This is a genomic window from Rathayibacter rhapontici (assembly GCF_001995175.1).
Lineage (GTDB): Bacteria > Actinomycetota > Actinomycetes > Actinomycetales > Microbacteriaceae > Rathayibacter.
Genome location: NZ_MUKN01000068.1, coordinates 1 through 20,046 on the forward strand (window position 1 = coordinate 1; position 20,046 = coordinate 20,046).

Here is a 20,046-nt window from a genome sequence, read left to right on the forward strand (position 1 = left end):
AGAACACGGAACGGCCGTACGCGACGGATCAACGCGGCGGACGAGGAGACCATGTGCCTCGGGCGGCGGATCAGTCGTGGTCCGGCGCCCATCCGTCACGAACGCCGCCGAGCAGAACACGGAACGGCCGTACGCGACGGATCGAGGCGGCGGGCGACATCATGCACGCCGAGCGACGAAACGCTCCCGCCTCCGGGGTCCATCCGTCACGGACGGCCGCCGGGCCGCGCGCGGAGCGGCCGTGAGTGACGGATCGGCGCGGCGCGGCGGTCAGCCCAGGAGGGGGCGGCGGGCGGCGGAGCGCTCGACGTACTCCTCGCGGGCGCGCTGCGTGCCGGGCAGGGTCGACGTCTCGGCGACGGGGACGTCCCACCAGCCCTCGCCGCTCGGCGCGTACTGCAGCGGGTCGCTCTCGATGTGGATGAGCGTGGTCGTCTCGGACGCCTTCGCGGCCGTGATCGCGCGGCCCAGGTCGGCCACCGCCTCGGGTCCGCGGGCGATCTCGATCGTCTCGACGCCGTAGCTGCGCGCGTTGGCGGCGAGGTCGACGGGTAGCACCGCGCCGCTCCCGTCGCGGTACCGCGTGCCGTAGCGCTCGCCTCCGAGCGTCTCGGACAGGTGCCCGATCGACGCGTAGCCGTGGTTCTGCAGCAGGACCACGATGATCTTGAGCCCCTCGGCCACCGCCGTCACGAGCTCGGTGTGCAGCATCAGGTAGGAGCCGTCGCCGACCATCACGATGGCGTCGCGGTCGGGAGCCGCACGGCGCACGCCCAGACCGCCCGCGATCTCGTATCCCATGCACGAGAAGGCGTACTCGACGTGGTAGCCGAGGCTGTCGCGCACCCGCCACAGCTTGTGCAGGTCCCCCGGGAGCGAGCCCGCCGCCTGCACCACGACGTCGCGCGGGTCGGAGGCCGACTGCACGGCGTGGATGATCTCGGCCTGACCGGGGAGCTCGGCTCCGGAGGGCTCGAAGGCGCGGTCGACCACGGCGTCCCACGCCGACTTCTCCTCGGCGGCCCTCCGCGACCACTCCTCCGGAACGCTCCAGCCCTCGAGCGCGGCGAGCAGCGCCTCCAGGGCCTCGCGGGCGTCGGCGATGACGGGCAGCTGCGAGCGTGCTTGTAGGCGTCGAAGGAGGCGACGTTGATGTTGACGAAGGTCACGTCGGGGTTCTGGAACGCGGTGCGGCTCGCGGTGGTGAAGTCGGAGTAGCGGGTGCCGACTCCGATGACCACGTCGGCCTCGGCCGCGAGCCGGTTCGCGGCGGTGGTGCCGGTCGCTCCGATGCCGCCGAGGTACTGCGGGTGGTCCCAGAGCAGGGAGCCGCCGCCGGCCTGCGAGGTGCCGACCGGGATGCCGGTCGCCTCGACGAGCGCGCGGAGGGCGTCCTCGGCGCCGGAGTAGACGACTCCGCCGCCCGCGACGACGATCGGGTTCCTCGCCGAGCGGATCGCCTCGACGGCGCGCGCCAGGGGGCCGCGCTCGGGGACCGGGCGGCGGACGTGCCACTCGCGGGGCGCCAGGAACTCCTCGGGGACGTCGAGCGCCTCGGCCTGGACGTCCTCGGGGAGCGCGATGGTCACGGCGCCGGTCTCGGCGGGGTCGGTCAGCACGCGCATCGCCGCGAGGGCGATCGAGAAGAGCTTCTCGGGGCGGTCGACGCGGTCGAAGAAGCGCGACAGCGGGCGGAAGGCGTCGGTGACCTGCACGCTCGTGTCGTGCGGCAGCTCGATCTGCTGCAGCACCGGATCCGCGACGCGGGTCGCGAAGGTGTCGCTCGGCAGCAGCAGCGCGGGCAGGCGGTTCGTGGTGGCGAGCGCGGCTCCGGTGAGCATGTTCGCTGCGCCCGGGCCGACGGAGGCGGTGCTCGCGAACGTCGCGCGGCGCCGGCGCATGCGCGCGTAGCCGACCGCCTGGTGCACCATCGCCTGCTCGTTGCGCGCCTGGTGGTAGGGCATCAGTCCCGGCTGCTCGGCCTCGAGCTGCTGCAGCGCCTGGCCGACGCCGGCGACGTTGCCGTGCCCGAAGATGCCGAACGTGCCGGCGATGGTGCGCTCGCGGTGGTCGCCGTCGACCGTCCACTGGTTCGCCAGGAACTCGATCAGCGCCTGGCCGACCGTCATCCGCCTGGTGGTGCTCATGTCGTGCCGTCCTTCTTCGTCGAGGGGTGTCGTGTCGGTGCCGGGTCTCAGCGGTCGTAGGGGAGGCGCGGATCGATGTCCTGGCCCTCCCACGTCGCGCGGATCCAGCCGTGGGCCGGGTCGTCCGAGATGTTCCAGACGCGCTCGGGATCCGGTCCCGCCATCACGTTCAGGTAGTAGAGGTCGTAGCCGGGCGCCGCGACGCACGGGCCGTGCCAGCCGAACGGCAGCAGGGCGACGTCGCCGGTGCGGACCTCGGCGAGCACGTCGATCTCGCCGGCCGGCGAGGAGTAGGTGCGGAGGAAGCCGAAGGGGTCGGCCTGCGCGGGGGCGTCGAGGCCCTTCGCGACGGCGGTCTCGAAGTAGTAGATCTCCTCGAGGCGCGACTCCTGCCCCGGGATCGACTCGTCGTGCTTGTGCGGCGGGTAGCTCGACCAGTTCTCGGCTGGAGTGATGACCTCGCAGACGATGAAGCGCCCGGCCTCGAGGGCCTGCGGGGTGCCGAAGTTGTGCACCTGCCGGCTCGAGCGGCCGGCGCCGCGCAGCTCGACCGGTACCTCCGCGCGGGTGATGTGGCGGCTGGGGTGCACCTCGTTCGTGGGCGCCTCGGCCACGGCGACGCGCCCCTCCCCCTCGAGCGTCGCGGAGGCGAGGCTCGAGAGGTAGAGGACGTCGCTCGGACCGTCGAAGACCGAGACCCGACCCTCCAGCAGGGTGGTCTCCGACGGGCCCGAGCTCTGGTGCCGGACCGTGAACGATCCGGAGAGGGGGACGACGAGTCGCTCGACGCCGTCGGCGGGGAGCTCGAGCACGACGCCGGGGGCGAGCTCGGCGACCCGCAGGCCGGTGTGCTGCCAGCCGGGACGCGAGTCGTCGACGACGGACTCCCACCCGTCGCGCGCGAGGGCACCGCGGGGGAACACCCAGTCGTTCTGCGTGGTCATGTGCGGGGCCTTCCGTGGAGGAGTGGTGGGTGGGAGTCGGGAGCTGGTCGGTCTCGATACGCCGCCTGCGGCGGCTACTCGACCAGCAGAGGAGACCGATGCGGCGGGCTTCCCTTGCTGATCGAGTAGCCCGCGCAGCGGGCGTATCGAGATCCCCGTGCTCCAGCAGGGCGGCTCAGTTCTGGGGGAAGCCGAGGTTGATGCCGCCGTGCGACGGGTCGAGCCAGCGCGACGTGATCGCCTTCTGCTGGGTGAAGAAGCGCACGCCCTCCGCGCCGTGGGCCTTGGTGTCGCCGAACAGCGACGACTTCCAGCCGCCGAACGAGAACGTCGCCACCGGGACCGGGATCGGCACGTTGATGCCGATCATTCCCACCTCGACCTCGTTCTGAAAGCGGCGGGCCGCTCCTCCGTCGTTCGTGAAGATCGCCGTGCCGTTCCCGAACGCACCCGCGTTGATCAGTGCCACGCCTTCCTCGTACGACTGCACGCGCACGATCGACAGCACCGGTCCGAAGATCTCCTCGGTGTACGCCCGCGACGTGGTCGGGACCTTGTCGAGAAGGGTCGGGCCGAGCCAGAACCCGTTCGGGTCGCCGTCGACCTCGATGCCGCGGCCGTCGATGACGACCTCCGCACCGTCCTCCTCGGCGATCGCGATGTACGAGGCGACCTTGTCGCGGTGCACCTCGGTGACCAGCGGGCCCATGTCGCAGCCCCGGCGTCCGTCGCCGATGCGCAGCTGCGACGCGCGGTCCTGGATCTTCGTGATCAGCTCGTCGGCCACGGGCTCGACGGCGACGACGACCGAGATCGCCATGCACCGCTCCCCCGCCGAGCCGAAGCCGGCGTTGATGGCGGAGTCGGCGACGAGGTCGAGGTCGGCGTCCGGCAGCACCAGCATGTGGTTCTTCGCCCCGCCGAGGGCCTGCACGCGCTTGCCGTGCTTGGTGCCGGTCTCGTAGACGTACTGGGCGATCGGAGTGGATCCCACGAACGAGATCGAGCGCACGTCGGGGTGGGTCAGCAGCCCGTCGACGGCCTGCTTGTCGCCGTTGAGCACCGTGAAGACGCCGTCGGGGAGACCGGCCTCCTTCCACAGCTTCGCGAGCCAGATCGCGGCGGTCGGGTCCTTCTCGGACGGCTTGAGGATCACCGTGTTGCCCGCGGCGATCGCGATGGGGAAGAACCACATCGGCACCATGGCGGGGAAGTTGAACGGCGAGATGATCCCGACGACGCCCAGCGGCTGCTTCGTCGAGTACACGTCGACGCCGGTCGAGACCTGCTCGGAGTACTCGCCCTTGAGGTGGTGCGCGAGCCCGGTCGCGAACTCCACGACCTCCTGGCCGCGCGTGATCTCGCCGAGCGCGTCCGACACGACCTTGCCGTGCTCGGACGTGATGATCTCGGCCAGCTCGCCCTTCTTCGCCTCGAGGAGCTCGCGGAACCTGAACAGGATCTGCTGGCGCTTCGCGAGCGACAGGTCGCGCCACGCGGGGAACGCGGCCTTCGCGGAGGCGATGGCCGCCTCGATCTCGGCGTCGTCGGCCAGCGCGACCTCCTTCGTCGCCACTCCGAGCGCCGGGTCGAAGACCGGGGCGGTGCGGCCGGAGGTCGACGGCGACTCGCGGCCGTCGATCCAGTGCGGCACCACGGCGAGCGCGTGGATCGGTTCGGTTCCCAGGGTTTCGGACATGTTCCTTCTTCTCTTCTCGAAAGGGGAGGTGTCAGCCGTGCACGAGCGCGGCGGCGGTGTCGACCGCGCCGGCGACGTCGCCGTCGGGCGGGTAGAGCAGGGTGCGGCCCACGACGAGGCCGCGGACTCCGGGCAGCGCGAGCGCCGCCTCCCACGAGGCGTAGGTCTCGTCGGGGCTGCCGGAGGGGTCGCCGCCCAGCAGGAGCGTGGGCAGCGTCGTCGACGCCATCACCCGCTCCATCTCGGGCACGACGGGCAGCTTGAGCCAGGAGTAGGCGGACGTGTTGCCGAGCCCGGCGGTGATCGCGATCGAGGTGATGACCGCCTCCGCCGAGAGGTCGTTCTGCACCGCGCCGTTCGCCCAGCGGCTGAGGAACGGCTCGAGCATGATCGGCACCCGGGCCGCCGCCGCCGCGTCGACCGCGCGGGCCGACGCCTCGATGGTGGCCGCGGTCGCGAAGTCGCCGAGGTTCACGCGGAGGAGCAGCTTCGCGAAGTCGATCCCGGCCGCCACGATCCCGGGCACGTCGTACCCGGTGAAGCGGTCGTCCATCTCGAACCGCGCGCCCTTCAGGCCGCCGCGGTTCATCGACCCGACGACGACCTTGCCGTCCAGGGCCCCCAGGAGGGCGAGGTCCTCGATGATGTCGGGCGTGCCGAGCACCCCGTCCACGCCCGGCCGCTCGAGGGCGGTGACGAGGCGGGCGAGCAGCTCGTAACGGTCGGCCATGGCGGTCGGATCGTCGCGGACGCCGAGCGCACCGCGGGCCGGATGGTCGGCGGCGACGATGAAGAGGCGGCCGTCCTCGGCGAGCAGCGGACGGCGGACCCGGTCGCGCACGCGGGGCAGCACGGTCTCGGGGGCGGTGGTGCGGATCTCGCGCAGCGCCTCGAAATCGAGGGCGGCGAGCGTCTCAGGCAGCGACATGGGCGATGCTCCTCACGATCTCGGCGACCTCGTCGGTCGAGGGCATAGCGGTCGAGCACTCGCGCCGCGAGGCGACGATCGCTCCGGCGACGTTGGCGAAGCGGAGCACCTCCTCGAGCGACCAGTCCTGCAGGAGGCCGTGGCACAGGGAGCCGCCGAAGCTGTCGCCGGCGCCGAGGCCGTTGACCACTTCGACCGCGTAGGGAGCGACCTCGACGGTCTCGTCGCGGGTCTTGGCGAGCACGCCGCGCGGACCCTGCTTGACGATCGCGAGGTCGAGGCCGCGGTCGAGCAGCGCGTCGGCGGCGCGGTGCGGGTCGGTCTCGCCGACCGCGATCTCGCACTCCTCGCGGTTGCCCACGGCGACGCTCACGTGCTCGAGCGCGCGCGACACCTCGCGGCGGGCGATCTCGGGCGACTTCCAGAACATCGGCCGGTAGTCGAGATCGAGGATCGTCAGCGGGCGGCGGCCGCGCGCCTCCCAGGCCGTGTGGTGCGCGGTGCGGCTGGGATCCTCCGAGAGGCCGGTGACCGTGGACCAGTAGATGCGGGCCCGGGCGATCGAGTCGAGGTCGAGCTCGTTGACGGTGATCACGAGGTCCGGGGCTTTGGGCGCGCGGTAGAAGTAGAGCGGGAAGTCGTCCGGCGGGAAGATCTCGCAGAAGGTGACGGGGGTGTTCAGCCCCGACACGGTGCGGACGAACTGCGCGGAGGCGCCGAGGCGCTCGAGCTCGCGCGAGACGAAGCGGCCGAAGGGGTCGTCGCCGGTGCGGGTGATGATGGCGGACTTCAGGCCGTGCTTCGCGGCGGCCACGGTGACGTTCGCCGCGCTTCCGCCGAGGTACTTGCCGAAGGTCTCGACGTCCTCGAGGCCCACGCCGTCCTGGAGCGGGTAGATGTCGACGCCGGAGCGCCCGATGGTGATCAGGTCGAAGGCGGTCTCGGAGGGGGTGAACTCGGTCATACGTCGCTGTACAACTTCCTGGTCGAGGCGGTCGGCGCGGTGCTTCTCCGACCTGCCATGTACTTACATATGAACATACAGGAGAACCCTCGCGCTGTCACCCGCGGCCGCCGGGATCGGGGTGAGCCGATCCCGGCGGCCGCGCGCTCAGACCCGCGTCGCCGTGTAGACCACCCCGTGCTCGGGGGGCAGCAGCGGCGCCATCAGCCCCGCGGAGGCGAGCGCCGCTCCCGAGACGACCGTGCCGATCCGCTCGCCCCGCGGCACCCACGACGGCGCGCCGTGGGCGTCCGCCGACGGCTCCGCGCGGAGCCCCCACCACTCAGCGGGCGTCGTGCCGCGCCCGACGCCTCCGATGACCACAGGCTCGATCCGGTAGGACGCGTCGGGGTCGAGCCCCGGCAGCCGGACGCGGCCGGGCGACACCACCTCGGCGCGGGCGAGCGAGACGAGGGAGTAGACCGCCGCCGAGCGGTCCGCCGCCACGACGCCGTGCACGGCGAGCGTCGCGTCGGGGTGGTCGAGGCGGACGAGGTCGCCGCCGTGCAGGAGCGCGCGCTGCTCCTTGTGGAAGGCGATCCAGGCGCCGAGCTCCTCGAGCTCCTCCTCGGTGGCCGTGCGCAGATCCCATTCGACGCCCAGGTGGCCGAAGAGGGCCGAGACCGCGCGGAAGGACAGGTCGTGCCGGCGCCCGGTGGTGTGCGAGAGGGCCGAGGCGATGTGGGAGCCCATCAGCTCCGGCGGGATCAGCTGGGTCGTCCAGCGGTTCATCTGCTGGCGGTCGAGCGGGTCGATGTTGTCCGAGACCCAGACGCGGTCGGTCCGCTCGAGCACGCCGAGGTCCACGCGCGCGCCGCCCGAGGAGCACGACTCGATCTCGAGGTCGGGGAAGTGCTCGCGGATCTCGTCGACCAGCCGGTAGAAGGCGAGGGTCTGCTCGTGCACGCCCGCCTCCCCGCCGGGCGAGCGGCCCGCGTCGACGAGGTCGCGGTTGTGGTCCCACTTGATGTACGCGATGTCGTACTCGTCGAGGATCGCCGCGATCGCGTCCCGGAGGTGCGCGAAGCACTCGGGGTTCGCGAGGTCGAGCACCTGCTGCGTGCGGGACTCGACGGGCAGGCGGCCTCCGGTGGACAGGATCCAGTCCGGGTGCGCGCGGGCCAGATCGGAGTCGGGGTTCACCATCTCGGGCTCGAACCAGAGGCCGAACTGCATCCCGAGCGCCCGGACGCGGTCGACGAGCGGGTGCAGCCCGTCGGGCCAGACGTCGCGCGAGACGGTCCAGTCGCCCAGGCCCGAGCGGTCGTCGCGGCGGCTGCCGAACCAGCCGTCGTCGAGCACGTACCGCTCGATGCCCAGCGCGGCGGCGCGTTCGGCGAGCTCGGTCAGCACGTCGAGGTCGTGGTCGAAGTAGACGGCCTCCCAGACGTTGAGCGTGACGGGCCGGGCGGAGGAGGGGTGGCCCGGCCGGGCGCGGAGCATCCGGTGGAACCGGTGCGCGACGGCGTCGAGTCCGACGGCGTACGAACCGTGCACCCAGGGGCTCGTGTAGCTCTCGCCCGCGGCCAGGCGGACCTCGCCCGGGAGCAGCAGCTCCCCTCCGCCCAGCAGCTGCACGCCGGTCGAGACGCGCTCGACCTGGTGCACGTGGTTGCCCGACCAGCCGGTGTGCAGCCCCCAGACCTCGCCGTCGGCGAAGCCGAACCCGGGCGCTCCGACCGAGAGGAGGGTCGCGGCGTCGGCGCCGGTGCGGCCGTGGCGGCCCTCGCGGCGGTGCGCGCCGATGCCCACGGGGCGCCGCTGCGGCGTGCGCTCCTTGCCCCAGCGCCCGGCGAAGTCGAGAATCTCGCTCGCCGAGGCGGGCACGGGCAGGCACAGCAGCAGCTCGTCGAGCTGGTAGACGTCGTCGCCGAGGTTGGCGACCTCGGCACGGGTGCGGACGACTCCGGACGCGTCGAGCTCGAGGTCGAGGTCGACGGCGAGGCCGGCGACCGCGTCGACAGCGCGCACGTGCAGCGATGCGGCGCCGGTGGCGACGACCAGCGGAGCGTCCTGCGGGAGCGTCGAGGCACTCCCTCCCTCGGTCACCGAGATCGAGGCGACGGTGAAGCGCGGCGACCAGTCGGCTCCGGAGCGCGAGCCGCTGAGCCCCGGGCGCCCGGTCCAGCCCGTCCAGTGCTCGGGGAGGAGCGCGACGCGGACGGGCTCGTCGACGTCGTTGGGGCCGACGGGGGCACGGCCCGCCGCGGCGAAGGCCTCGAAGGCCTCGAGGTCGAGCGGGCCGATGTCGGCGCCCCAGTGCAGGACGGCGGGGAGGCGGTCGTCGCTGAGGTCGACGACGAGCGAGACGCCGGCGGTGCGCATCACGACGCCGGTCGTGCGGGGAGAGGTCATGTCGGAGGGCCTTTCGTGGGAGTGGTCGCCGCGGGGACGCCGCAGCCGCAGGACTCGCGGAGGATCAGCTCGCCGGGGAAGGTCGTGATGCTCTTCGGCGGCGGGCCGGTGTGAAGGACGGCATCGATCGCCGCGCGGGCCATGGCGCGCACGGGCTGCTGGAGGGTGGTGAGGCGCGGGACGCTGAAGGCCGACTCCGACGTGCCGTCGTAGGAGATGACCGCCAGGTCCTCGGGGATGCGGAGACCGCGGTCGGCGGCGCCGCGGAGGAAGCCGATGCCGATGAGGTCCGAGCCGGCGAAGACCGCGTCGGGACGACCGGGTCCCGAGAGGAGCCTCGCGGCCGCCTCGAGCCCGCCCTCGCGGGACCACGCGGTGATCTCGATCGGGCCGGGCTCGAGCCCGGCGGCCCGGAGCGTGCGCTCCCAGCCGATCTGCCGGAGATCGGTGCGCTGGTCAGGGTCGGAGCTCGCACCCAGGACGAGCCCGATGCGGCGGCGGCCGTGCACCTCGACGAGGTGCCGCACCGCCTCCGCCGCGCTCCCGATCGCGTCCACCCCGATGGAGGGGGCTCCCTCGATGGGGTGGAACGCGTCGATCACGACCGTCGGGACCTGCGCGTCCGAGGAGGAGCCGGGGCGCAGGCCCTGGAGGACGCTCGCGATGATCAGCCCGTCCACTCCGCGCGAGCCCATCTCGGTGACGAGGCGCTCCTCGTTCAGGGCGTCGTCATGGGTGTTGGCGATGAGGAGGGCGTAGCCGCGCTCGGCGGCCGCGGTCTCGATCTGCAGGGCGAACTCGGCGAAGTAGGGGTTGCTGCTGTCGGGGATGAGGAGGGCGAGCACCTGGGTGCGGCCCGTGCGCAGGGCGCGCGCCGCGGTGTTGGGCACGTAGCCCAGCTCCTTGATCGCCTCGTGCACGCGGCGCTCCTTCTCGGGCGAGACGCGCTTGGCGCCGGTCAGCACGTAGCTGACGACGGCCGTGCTCACCTGGGCGTGCTCGGCGACCTGGTTGCGGGTCGGCGCCTTGCGCGGCAGCGATCGATCGAGCACAGCGGTCTCCTCGGTCTCGTGGGGGACCCGCGGCCCGGGTCCCCCTGTCGGACGCTAGTCGAACAGTGCGTCGACCTGCTCGTCGGCGTCGGTGAGCGAGGACGGGTCGGCCTGCCCCTCGAGGACGGCGTCCACGGGGGGCGTCATGATGCCGGCGATCTTCGCTGCGTTGTCGGTGATCGGGAAGAGGAACGTGGTGCCCTCGTCGACCTGCTGCGTGAACGCGGTGACGTCGATCCCCTTCTCGGCGAAGGCGGCCTTCGCCGCGTCCGTGCCGCTCGGGATCGCCGGGAAGACGACTCCTGCCGCTCCGATGACGTCCTGGCACTCGGCCGAGGCGAGGTACTCGACCCACTTGGCCGAGGCGTCCTTGTTCTCGGAGCCCGCCCAGATCGAGTCGGCGAGGCCGTTGAACATGGTCGAGCGCTCGCCGTCGGGGCCGATCGGGGTCGGCGCGATGCCGACGTCGACTCCCGTGAGCGAGGTGAAGGAGTTGATGTTCCACGAGCCGTTGGTGGTCATGGCGTACTTGCCGGCGCCGAACGTCTGCGCGGCGTCGCTGCCGGTCACCGCGGCGACGGAGGGCATGTAGCCCTTCTCGATCAGGTCGGCCATCCAGCCGATGGTCGACTGGAACTTCTCGTCGTCGTAGTTGTAGGCGCTGCCCCACGGGTTCTCATCGGTGTAGGTCCAGCCGGTGCTGCCGGCGTACATGCTCCACTGCGTCTGGCCGTTGCCGCCGCCCGAGCCGCCGTCGAGCCCCAGGCCGTAGACCGCGACGCGGTCCTTGTCGAAGCCGTCCTCGTCGCCGCGGACGCCGTTCACGTCGACGGTGAGGTGAGCGATCGCCTCGCCGTAGGTGCCGCCGTCCTCCGGGTTCCACTCCAGCTCGGCGAGCTGCTCGGGGGTGTAGCCGCCGTCGGTGATCAGGGCCTCGTTGTAGAACACGGCGACGGTGTCCCAGTCCTTGGGCAGGCCGTAGCGCGCGCCGTCCTGGCCGACCCAGAGGTCGGCGAGCCCGTCCTGGTACTGGTCGACGTCGACGCCGTCCTTCTCGAGCACGTCGTCGAGGGCGACGAGCTGGTCGTTGGCGATGAAGTCGGCGTACTTCGAGAGGTGGTTCGTGAAGACGTCGGGGGCGGTGCCGGCGACGAATCCGTTGGTCAGCTTCGTCCAGTAGTCGTCCCACGAGTACTGCGAGATGTTCACGGTGACGTCGGGGTTCGCGGCCGAGAAGCCGTCGGCGCACTGCTGGTACGCGGCCTTCTGGTTGTTGTCCCAGAGCCAGTACTCGACGGTGCCGGTGGCGGCGCTGGTGTCGATCGACGCGCCGTCGTTCGAGGCGGCGCCACCCCCTCCTCCGCCGACGCAGGCGGTGAGGGAGAGGCCGAGCGCGGTGGCGCCGGCGAGGACGGAGGCGGTTCTGCGGAGAGTGCGTGACACGGTGATGGGTCCTATCTGCTTCGTTGCACGAGGTGAGGGGAAGGGGTCTGCGGGGGCGTCACTTGACGCCGGAGTAGCCGATCGAGTCGACGATGCGGCGGCCGAAGGCCAGGAAGAGCACGAGCACGGGCACGGCGGCGACGAGCGTCGCGGCCATCAGCCCGGCCCAGTCGGGACTGCCGTTCGGGGTCTGCGAGCGGAACACGCCGAGGGCGACGGTGAGGACGCGGGAGTCCTCGGTGTTGCCGGCGAGCAGCGGCCAGAAGTAGTCGTTCCAGGTGTTGATGTAGGTGAGGATCCCGAGCGTCGCCAGCGGCGCGACGCTCATCGGGACGATGAGGCGGAAGAAGATGCGCAGCTTGCCCGCGCCGTCCAGCTCGGCCGCCTCCTCGATCTCCTTGCTGATCCCGAGGAAGAACTGGCGGAGGAAGAACACGGCGAACGGGGTCATCAGCAGGCTCGGCAGGGCGAGCCCGGCGAACGAGTTGAGCAGCCCCAGGTCGCGCATGAGGACGAAGTTCGGCAGCGCCGTGAAGATCGGCGGCACCATGAGCGCGGTGAGGAAGAGGAAGAACACCGCGTCGCGCCCCGGCCAGCGCAGGCGGGCGAAGGCGTAGGCGGCGAGCGAGCAGAACAGCAGCTGACCGGCGGTGACGAGGGTCGCGTAGGCGACTGAGTTGCGCAGGTAGAGCCAGAAGTTCACGGAGGCGCCGGAGCCGCCCTCCGCGATCGCCTGCTCCTGCGTCGCGAAGCCGAGCACCCGGGCGAACGCGCCCCAGGTGAACTCGACGGGCAGGAGCGAGGTGGGGTCGCTCGCGAGGGCGTTCTCGGTCGAGAAGGCCGTGCGGATCATCCAGAAGAAGGGGAACAGGGTCACGAAGAGCGCGGCGATCAGGGCGGTCCAGGCGAGGATCCGGCCCGCGGAGGGGCGGCGGCGGACGGGCCTGCGCGGGGCGGGAGGAGCGTCGGCGGCGAGCGTCGGGTCGCTCAGCGGCAGGGTGGCGGTCATCGGTCTTCCTTCTTCACGCGAGGTCGGACTGGTCGGCGCGCAGCAGCCGGAGCTGCAGGAGCGCGACGCCGGCGAGGATGACGAGCAGGACGACCGAGATCGCGCTGGCGTAACCGAAGTCGTTCTCGCCGAAGCCGACCTGGTAGATGTAGAACTGCATGACCCGGGTGGCGTTCACGGGCCCGCCGCGCGTGGTCACGGCGACGGTGTCGAACACCTGGAACGAGCCGGTCACCGTCACGACCAGCACCAGGGCGAGGACGGGTCGCAGCAGCGGCAGGGTGATCCGCCAGAACGAGCGCCACTCGCTCGAGCCGTCGATCTGCGCCGCTTCGTAGACGTACGGCGGGATCATCTGGAGCCCGGCGAAGACGAGCAGCGCCGTGTAGCCCATGTGCCGCCACACGTTGACCAGCGCGATCGTCGGGATCGCCCAGTCCTGATCGGCGAAGAACGGGATGCGGGTGAGGCCGACCGTCTCGATCAGGCTGTTGACGAGCCCGAGCTGGTAGTCGAGCAGGAGGAACCAGATCATCGCGGCGATGACGTTCGAGATGAGGAACGGCAGCAGGATCGCTCCGCGGATGACCACCGACTGGGTCACGCGGTGCATCAGGACGGCCAGCCCGACGGCGACCACGGTCTGCACGACGATGTTGATCGAGACGTACTCGAGAGTCACCCACACCGAGTTCCAGAAGAGCGGATCGGTGGCGAGCCGCACGTAGTTGTCGAACCCGATGAAGCTCGGGGCGCTCATCAGGTTGTAGTCGGTGAAGCTGAGGTAGATGCCCCGGACGGTCGGCGCGACGTAGAAGGTGCCGAACCCGATGGCCGCGGGGAGGATGAACGCGATCGCGACGAGGAGCTCGCGGCCGCGGGCCCGGCGGCGGTTCAGCGTGGGCCGGTGACGTGCGCGGACGCCCTGCGCGGCCGTCATCCGCGGTGCCGATGCGCGCCGAGGGAGGTCGTCATGGTGACTCCTTTGTCAGTACATACGAGCAGCTACTCGTGTAGCTTGTGAGGGAAAGCTACACGAGTAGCTCGGCCTTGTACACATGTCGGCAAGATGTCCTGACATGGAGGCCGTCACTCCCCCGACATCGAGATGGAACCCTCATGACAGCGTCGTCCGTTCCCGAGCCCACGTCCGTCCGAGTGCAGCTCGAGCCGGGCGGGGCGTTCCTGGACGCGGCCCGCTCCCCGGTCGACGTCGCTCTCGGCACCGACGGCGGCGGCCTGCGGATCGACGTCTCGACGACCCGGCAGGTGGCGCGCGTGGTGCTGCGCTGGCGGCGCACCGTACCCGCCGGCGCCCGGGTGCTGGGCGACGCGTGGGAGCGCAGCTACGGAGAGCTGGAGTGGGCGTCCGTCCGGCCCGAGCGAGTGCTGCCCTGGAGCGTGCTCCTCCACGACCCCGCCACCGGGGCGACCGAGGGCCTGGGCGTCGCGGTGCGGGGCGGGGCGCTCGCCTTCTGGCAGTGCGACCCGCTCGGCGTCACCCTCACCCTCGATCTGCGCAGCGGCGGCGCGGCCGTGCGCCCCGGAGACCGCGCCGTCCACGCGGCGACGGTGCACCGCGTCGAGGGCGGCGACGGGCCCTTCCGCGTCCAGCAGGAGCTGATGCGCGCGCTCTGCGCGGATCCGCTGCGCCGTTCCGGACCGCTGGTGGGGGCGAACAACTGGTACTACGCCTACGGCCGCGACTTCGGGCTCGAGGCCGTCGTGCGCGACGCGCGGATGGTCGCCGATCTGGTCGGCGACCACGCCGTGCGACCCTTCGGGGTGATCGACGACGGCTGGAGCTCCGACGGCACCGCCGACCACCTGGCCGCCTCGCCCGGTCCGTGGCTCCAGGGGCGCCCCGACCGGTTCCCGGACATGGCGGCCGCGGCCGACGCCCTGCGCGCCGAGGGGGTGCGGCCGGGCGTCTGGTACCGGCCGCTGCTCACCCGCGACGCCGCCGTCGCGGGCGTCCGCGGGCCGCGCGACGGAGCGCTGGCGCTGGACCCGAGCTCCCCCGCCGTGCGGGACCTCGTCGCCGCCGACGTCGACCGCCTCCGCGGCTGGGGCTACGAGCTGATCAAGCACGACTTCTCGACCTACGACCTCCTCGGCGCCTGGGGGCCCGACTTCGGCGCCTCCCCGGGCGACGGGCCGGCACTGGCCGACCCCTCGTCGACGACGGCGGAGGCGCTCGTCGCCTTCTACCGGACCGTCCACGCCGCCGCGGGAGCGTCGCTCGTGCTCGGCTGCAACGTCGTCGGCCACCTCGCGGCCGGGCTCGTCGACGCCCAGCGGATCGGCGACGACACCTCCGGACTCGACTGGGACCGCACCCGCCGGGTCGGGGTCAACACGCTGGCCTTCCGCCTCGCTCAGCACGACGCGTTCTTCACCGCCGACGCCGACTGCGTCGCGAGCACCCCGGGCACCGACTGGGCGCTCAACCGGCGGTTCCTCGACCTCGTCGCCCGCAGCGGGACGGCCCTCTTCGTCTCGGTCGACCCCGCCACCCGGAGCGACGCCGTGGACGCGGATCTCGCGGCCGCCCTGCGCCTGGCCCTGGACGGCGGGACGCCGGGCGGCATCGAGCCGCTCGACTGGATGCACTCGCCGACCCCGTCGCGCTGGCGGGCCGGCGACGAGGTGGTCGACTACTCCTGGCTCGCGGACGAGGGCGCCGATGCGTTCGAGCCGTTCGCGTCGGCGAGCCCGGACCCGGCGGCCTGAGCGGGACGGCCTTCGCTGGCACACGGGTACGCGCGTGAGTGCGACTCGACGCGGATCGGGGCCTGCGCACGACGGACGCCCCGGTGCGTGACCAGTCAGCGCGCGGCACGTCGCCGAGTGGACGCGGACCGGGCGCACCGAGCGAGGGAGCGCCCGTTCCGCGCCCACTCGCCGACCCGGCCTCAGCTCCGGAGCGTCCGACTCGGCTTCTCGCCGAAGCGCGCCTGGTAGGTGCTCGCGAAGCGCCCGAGGTTGCCGAAGCCCCACTCGCGCGCCACGGCGGCGACCGTCGTCGAGCACGGGTCGCCCGCGACGAGGTCGGTGCGGGCGCGGTCCAGGCGCACGTCGCGCAGGTAGACCGACGGCGAGACCCCGAGGTGCCGCTGCGTGGCCTGCTGCAGGGTGCGGGTGTGCAGGCCGGCCGCGCGGGCGGCGTCGGCCGGGGTGATCGGGTCGCGGGCGTGGTGCTGCAGGAAGTCGAGCGCCACGCGGGTCCGCGAGGCGGACGGGCGGCGGAGGATCTCGGGCACGTCCCACGCGCGCCACGGGAACAGGGCGAGCAGCGCCCGGGCGAGGTTGAGCTCGGCCGTGAAGCGCACGAGCGGAGCCGTCGCCGCGGCGGCGAGCGCCGACGACGCCTCGGACACCGCGGCGCGCCAGCGCGCGAGCACGTTCGGATCGGGGTCGGCCTCGTGATCAAACGAGACCGGCCGGCGCGGGCCGGCGTGCGACTCCGTGGCGACGTCCTCGAGGAACGCCGGGGCGAAGTGGATCAGGTTCTGCCGGTGCGGCAGGAAGTCGAGGCCGAAGTGGCGCTCGGCGGGGAAGAGGAACGGCGCCGACGCCGCTCCGGTGCGCGTGAAGGGGCGCAGGGTGAGCGCGCCGCCGCCCGCGCGGAACCAGCCGACCACGTACTCGCGCAGGTGCGGCACCTCGCCGGTGAGGGCGCCCGCGCAGTCGGAGGTGCGCAGCGTCACGCGCTCGCTCCCGCGGAACGCGTAGCGGAACGAGAACGCGCCGGAGGCCGGAGCGACGCGGAAGCGCCCGCCGCCGTACGCCTCGGCGTAGACGGCCGAGGCCGCATCGGGATCGACGCCCGTCACCTCGAAGCGCCGCTCGGCGCCTCCCGTCGCATCGGAGGAGGAGCCGAACGGGCTGCCCGTCGTGAACGTCGACCCGCTCATGACGGCCGCCCGGGCCGGCCGAAGGGGGTGTGTCGCATGGAGGGACCTCGCTGTGTCGTGAGCCCGACGGCCCGGCCCCGGTCGGGGTCCGCGTGCGCGTCGGCTGCTATTCAGACGCGTTCGGGGGGCGTTTCGTCACGATTCCGCCGCCTGGGAAGTCCCTCCACAGAGAGCGCACGGGCCGGGTCCTGCGTCGAGCGGCCATCCCGCGAGCGCCCGGGCGCCGAGCCTGGTAGGCATTCCCTCTGGGCCGCGCACCGGCCCCGTCCGCGGGCGCCGCCCGCGGGACGACGTCCCGGACCACGGCGCCCGGACGCCGGCAGCGACCCGACGGCAGGAGGCGATCATCGACGACGACCCCCTCCTGCACGCCTCGGACGCCACCCTCGCCGCCCGCGCGGTCGACGGCGACATCGCCGCGTTCGAGCAGCTCGCCCGCCGCCACGGCGCCCTGATGCGGGTCTACGCCGCGAAGCTCCTCGGCTCCGACGTCGAATCCGACGACGTGGTGCAGGAGGCGTTCCTCACCGGCTGGCGCCGCCTCGCCGATCTCGACAGCCCCGCGCACATCCGCAACTGGCTGATGCGCATCGTGACCCACAAGGCCATCGACCGGATCCGAGTCCGCCGCCGGCACGACGACATCGACGACTGGGACCCGCCCGCTCCCGCCGAGCACTCCCCCGAGCGCATCGTCGAGGCCCGCCTCCAGCTGGACGCCGTCTGGGAGGCACTGGACCGATTGCCCGCCGATCAGCGACGCTGTTGGTTGCTCCGCGAGACCGCCGGCTACAGCTACCAGGAGATCGCCGACGCTCTCGACCTCCCCGTCTCGACGGTCCGCGGCCTCCTGTCCCGCGCTCGACGATTCCTGCTCCACGAACTGGAGGCATGGCGATGAACCCCGACGACGCCGTGCCCGACGACGACCTCGACGGCCACACGCTGGACGAGCTCGGCGAGTACCTCGACCGCGGACGCACGCCGCTCGACCCCTCGATCGAGAACTCCGCCGCCTGCCGCCTCGCGCTGGCGAACCTCACCCGCCTGACCGAGCTGTCGGCGAGCGCCCTGCGCAGCCGGGCCGACCGCGAGCCCGACCGCGACGACGTCTGGATCGCGGGACTGCTCGACGCGATCCGCTCCGAGGTGCGCTCCGGCCGCGACGTGCCAATCAGCCACCCCGATCCCGGACTGCGTCTGGCGCTCACCGAGGCCGCCGTGCGCGGCATGATCCGACGCGCCGGCGACACGATGGGCGGCGTGATCATGGGCCGCTGCACGCTCGACGGCGACATCACGACGCCCGGCGCGCCCGTCCGGATCGACGTGACCTGCGCCCTCGAGTTCGGCCTCTCGGTCGACGAGTCCGCCGACCGGCTCCGCGAGCGCATCCGCTACGCCCTCGAGCGCCACACCGACCTCGTCGTCACCGAGATCGACGTCACCGTCGACGACGTCTACGCCCGGGAGGACCGACCGTGACCGACGACACCGCGCTCTCGCAGCGCCTCACCGCGGCCGTCCGCGACGCGGAGGGCGTGGTCGGCGTCTACCCCGCGCAGCCGCTGCTCGAGGCGGCCGCCGACGCGCTCGCGGTGACGCTCGCGCTCCGCCAGCCCGACGTGCTCGTCGACATCGACCGGTCGGAGGGGTTCACCACGGTCAGCGCGCACATCGCCACTTCCGCGGCGCTGCCGGCCCCCGAGATCCTGCGCGCGGTCGCGAGCTGCTGCACGGGATCCTCCGGGAGGAGCCGAGCGTGACCGGCCCGCTCGCCGTCAACGTGAAGGTGCGCCTGATCGAGGACTCGGGGCGCGCGGAGGAGTAGCGGGTGGCGCGGTCAGAGCGGGAACACGACCCCGCTCATCCGCTCGGACGCGGCCCAGAGGCGGGCCGCGAGCGCGTCGTCGCGGGCCTGCCGGGACCGGCCGATGAGCTGGGCCCCTCCGCGCATGTGCAGGAACCGCTCCGGGCCGGTGAACGCGCCGGGCGGCACGTCGCCGGTGGCGGCGAGCAGCACAGGCAGAGCGCCGTCCTCCGGGCTCTGCGCGAGCAGGGCGGTGAGGCGCCCCGCGATCCCCGTGGCGCTCCCGGTCATGCCCGTGGCGACGAAGCCCGGATGGGCGGCGACGGCGAGGACGGGCGATCCCACCGCGGTCAGCCTCCGCTGCAGCTCGGCCGTGAAGAGCAGCCCGGCGAGCTTCGACGCCGCGTAGACGCGCGACTCCCGGTACGGGGTCCGCTCGGTGTTCAGGTCGTCGAGGTCGAGGCGCCCCATCCGCTCGGCCTGCGACGCGAGCGACACCACGCGACCCGTGATCCGGGGCAGGAGCAGGTTGGTGAGCGCGAACGGGCCGAGGTGATTGGTGCCGAACTGCAGCTCGACGCCGTCGGCCGTGGTCCGGCGCCGGGCGGTCGACACGCCGGCGTTGTTGATCAGCACGTCGATCGGTCCGCTCCACTCGTCGGCGAAGCGGCGGATCGACGCGAGGTCGGCGAGGTCGAGGCGGCGGACGAGGGTGTCGCCCGCGATCGCGGCGGCGACCCCCTGCCCCTTCGCCGTGTCGCGGACCGCGAGGACGACGCGCGCACCGGCCGCCGCCAGGGCGCGGGCGGTGGCGCGGCCGATCCCGCTGGTGGCGCCGGTGACGACGACGGTGCGGCCGGACTGGTCGGGAGGAGAGGAGGTCATGGGGCGAGACTAGGCACTGCCTAGAATCTAGTCAACGCCTAGAAGTACGATCGACGAGTGACCCCGCCCTTCCACCACGGCAACCTCCGCGCGGAGCTGCTCGAGCAGGCCGAGACGCTGCTGCGCTCCGACGGCGTCGACGCGCTGTCGCTCCGCGAGCTCGCCCGGCGCGCCGGCGTCAGCCACGGGGCCCCGCGGAGCCACTTCGTCGACCGGCAGGCGCTGCTCGATGCGCTGGCGGTGAGCGGGTTCGACCGGCTCACGGAGGCGGCGCGCGCGGCCGTCGAATCGCCCGGCGCGTTCCCGGAGCGGTTCCGCCGCGTCGGCCGCGCCCATGTCGCGTTCGCGGTCGAGCACGCCGCACTGATGGAGCTCATGTTCCGGCTCGGCGCCGGCGGGGGGCCGGTGCAGGAGGCGGCCGCGCGCCTCTTCCAGGTGCTCGACGGCGCCCTCACCGGCGGGCCGTCGGGCGACCCCGGCGCTCGCGAGCGCTTCCAGCGCCTCTTCGCGGCGTCGGTGCAGGGCACGGCCGCGCTCGTGATCGCGCAGCGCGTCACGCCGGAGCAGGGCGAGGTGCTGATCGACGACGCGACCGCCGCCCTGCTCGGCTCGGAGCTGTGGGAGCGCGTGCAGCGCTGAGGGCGGCGTGCCGCGCCGACGCTCGCGGTCGTCGATCCGTCACGGTCGGCCGCGCGTTCCTCGGATCGGCGGCCGTTCGCGACGGGTCGGTCGACCCTCCGCGACGGATCGTGCACGGGAGGCGGCAGCACCGCCGTCAGCGCGTGCAGCACTGAGAGCCGCGCACGACGCCGACGATCGCGGCGTCGACCCGTCAAGGACGGCCGCCGGATCCG

At 72.7% G+C, this 20,046-nt stretch carries 16 protein-coding genes and 1 pseudogene; 5 read left to right on the plus strand and 12 right to left on the minus strand.

The annotated features are described in order from the left end of the window. Positions 1 to 270: 270 nt before the first annotated feature. The 10 genes and pseudogenes from iolD to B0T42_RS16690 form a co-directional block, all read right to left on the minus strand. Positions 271 to 2,147, minus strand: a pseudogene (iolD, locus tag B0T42_RS16645) (3D-(3,5/4)-trihydroxycyclohexane-1,2-dione acylhydrolase (decyclizing)). A gap of 47 nt (positions 2,148 to 2,194) precedes the next feature. Then, positions 2,195 to 3,091 (minus strand): 5-deoxy-glucuronate isomerase, encoded by an 897-nt coding sequence (iolB, locus tag B0T42_RS16650; protein WP_077224164.1) that lies wholly within the window; start codon positions 3,089 to 3,091, stop codon positions 2,195 to 2,197. A gap of 175 nt (positions 3,092 to 3,266) precedes the next feature. After that, positions 3,267 to 4,790, minus strand: coding sequence for a CoA-acylating methylmalonate-semialdehyde dehydrogenase (locus B0T42_RS16655; protein ID WP_077224165.1), 1,524 nt, complete (start codon positions 4,788 to 4,790; stop codon positions 3,267 to 3,269). 31 nt (positions 4,791 to 4,821) lie between these two features. Then, the gene (locus tag B0T42_RS16660) at positions 4,822 to 5,718 is read right to left on the minus strand and encodes a class I fructose-bisphosphate aldolase (protein WP_077224166.1); all 897 of its coding nucleotides are present in this window, start codon (positions 5,716 to 5,718) and stop codon (positions 4,822 to 4,824) included. Continuing rightward, complete coding sequence (iolC, locus tag B0T42_RS16665; RefSeq protein ID WP_077224167.1) at positions 5,705 to 6,682, minus strand: 5-dehydro-2-deoxygluconokinase; 978 nt, start codon at positions 6,680 to 6,682, stop codon at positions 5,705 to 5,707. The genes B0T42_RS16660 and iolC overlap by 14 nt, the downstream gene beginning before the upstream one ends. A 147-nt stretch (positions 6,683 to 6,829) precedes the next feature. Beyond that, complete coding sequence (locus B0T42_RS16670) at positions 6,830 to 9,076, minus strand: alpha-galactosidase (RefSeq protein ID WP_077224168.1); 2,247 nt, start codon at positions 9,074 to 9,076, stop codon at positions 6,830 to 6,832. Continuing rightward, positions 9,073 to 10,128 (minus strand): LacI family DNA-binding transcriptional regulator, encoded by a 1,056-nt coding sequence (locus tag B0T42_RS16675; protein WP_077224169.1) that lies wholly within the window; start codon positions 10,126 to 10,128, stop codon positions 9,073 to 9,075. The genes B0T42_RS16670 and B0T42_RS16675 overlap by 4 nt, the downstream gene beginning before the upstream one ends. A 54-nt stretch (positions 10,129 to 10,182) precedes the next feature. Beyond that, the gene (locus B0T42_RS16680; protein WP_077224170.1) at positions 10,183 to 11,571 is read right to left on the minus strand and encodes an ABC transporter substrate-binding protein; all 1,389 of its coding nucleotides are present in this window, start codon (positions 11,569 to 11,571) and stop codon (positions 10,183 to 10,185) included. A 58-nt stretch (positions 11,572 to 11,629) separates the two neighbouring features. Next, positions 11,630 to 12,580 carry a carbohydrate ABC transporter permease gene (locus B0T42_RS16685; protein ID WP_077224171.1) on the minus strand — a complete coding sequence of 317 codons (951 nt, stop codon included), beginning with the start codon at positions 12,578 to 12,580 and terminating at the stop codon, positions 11,630 to 11,632. A 13-nt stretch (positions 12,581 to 12,593) separates the two neighbouring features. Beyond that, entirely contained in the window at positions 12,594 to 13,520 is a 927-nt protein-coding gene (locus B0T42_RS16690; RefSeq protein WP_077224172.1) for a carbohydrate ABC transporter permease, read from the minus strand. A gap of 179 nt (positions 13,521 to 13,699) precedes the next feature. Between B0T42_RS16690 and B0T42_RS16695 the strand changes: the two genes are divergently transcribed. Beyond that, positions 13,700 to 15,313, plus strand: coding sequence for an alpha-amylase family protein (locus B0T42_RS16695; RefSeq protein WP_201788573.1), 1,614 nt, complete (start codon positions 13,700 to 13,702; stop codon positions 15,311 to 15,313). Between the two features lie 182 nt (positions 15,314 to 15,495). Here B0T42_RS16695 and B0T42_RS16700 read toward each other — a convergent pair whose 3' ends face one another. Beyond that, complete coding sequence (locus tag B0T42_RS16700) at positions 15,496 to 16,497, minus strand: helix-turn-helix transcriptional regulator (RefSeq protein WP_077224173.1); 1,002 nt, start codon at positions 16,495 to 16,497, stop codon at positions 15,496 to 15,498. A 412-nt stretch (positions 16,498 to 16,909) separates the two neighbouring features. On the opposite strand from B0T42_RS16700, the gene B0T42_RS16705 reads away from it, so the two are divergent. From B0T42_RS16705 to B0T42_RS16715, 3 genes are read left to right on the plus strand one after another with little or no spacing between them, the layout of a single operon-like run. Next, a complete protein-coding gene (locus B0T42_RS16705; RefSeq protein ID WP_269087536.1) occupies positions 16,910 to 17,398 on the plus strand; it encodes an RNA polymerase sigma factor in 489 nt (162 codons plus the stop codon). After that, a complete protein-coding gene (locus B0T42_RS16710; RefSeq protein ID WP_158078167.1) occupies positions 17,395 to 17,982 on the plus strand; it encodes an Asp23/Gls24 family envelope stress response protein in 588 nt (195 codons plus the stop codon). Before B0T42_RS16705 ends, B0T42_RS16710 begins: the two co-directional genes overlap by 4 nt. Next, complete coding sequence (locus tag B0T42_RS16715; protein WP_077224176.1) at positions 17,979 to 18,263, plus strand: hypothetical protein; 285 nt, start codon at positions 17,979 to 17,981, stop codon at positions 18,261 to 18,263. The genes B0T42_RS16710 and B0T42_RS16715 overlap by 4 nt, the downstream gene beginning before the upstream one ends. Before the next feature lie 77 nt (positions 18,264 to 18,340). On the opposite strand, the gene B0T42_RS16720 is transcribed toward B0T42_RS16715, so the two are convergent. Continuing rightward, positions 18,341 to 19,192: an oxidoreductase gene (locus B0T42_RS16720; RefSeq protein WP_077224177.1), complete on the minus strand. Its 852-nt coding sequence runs from the start codon at positions 19,190 to 19,192 to the stop codon at positions 18,341 to 18,343. Between the two features lie 57 nt (positions 19,193 to 19,249). Between B0T42_RS16720 and B0T42_RS16725 the strand changes: the two genes are divergently transcribed. After that, complete coding sequence (locus tag B0T42_RS16725) at positions 19,250 to 19,831, plus strand: TetR/AcrR family transcriptional regulator (RefSeq protein ID WP_077224178.1); 582 nt, start codon at positions 19,250 to 19,252, stop codon at positions 19,829 to 19,831. Positions 19,832 to 20,046 lie beyond the last annotated feature (215 nt).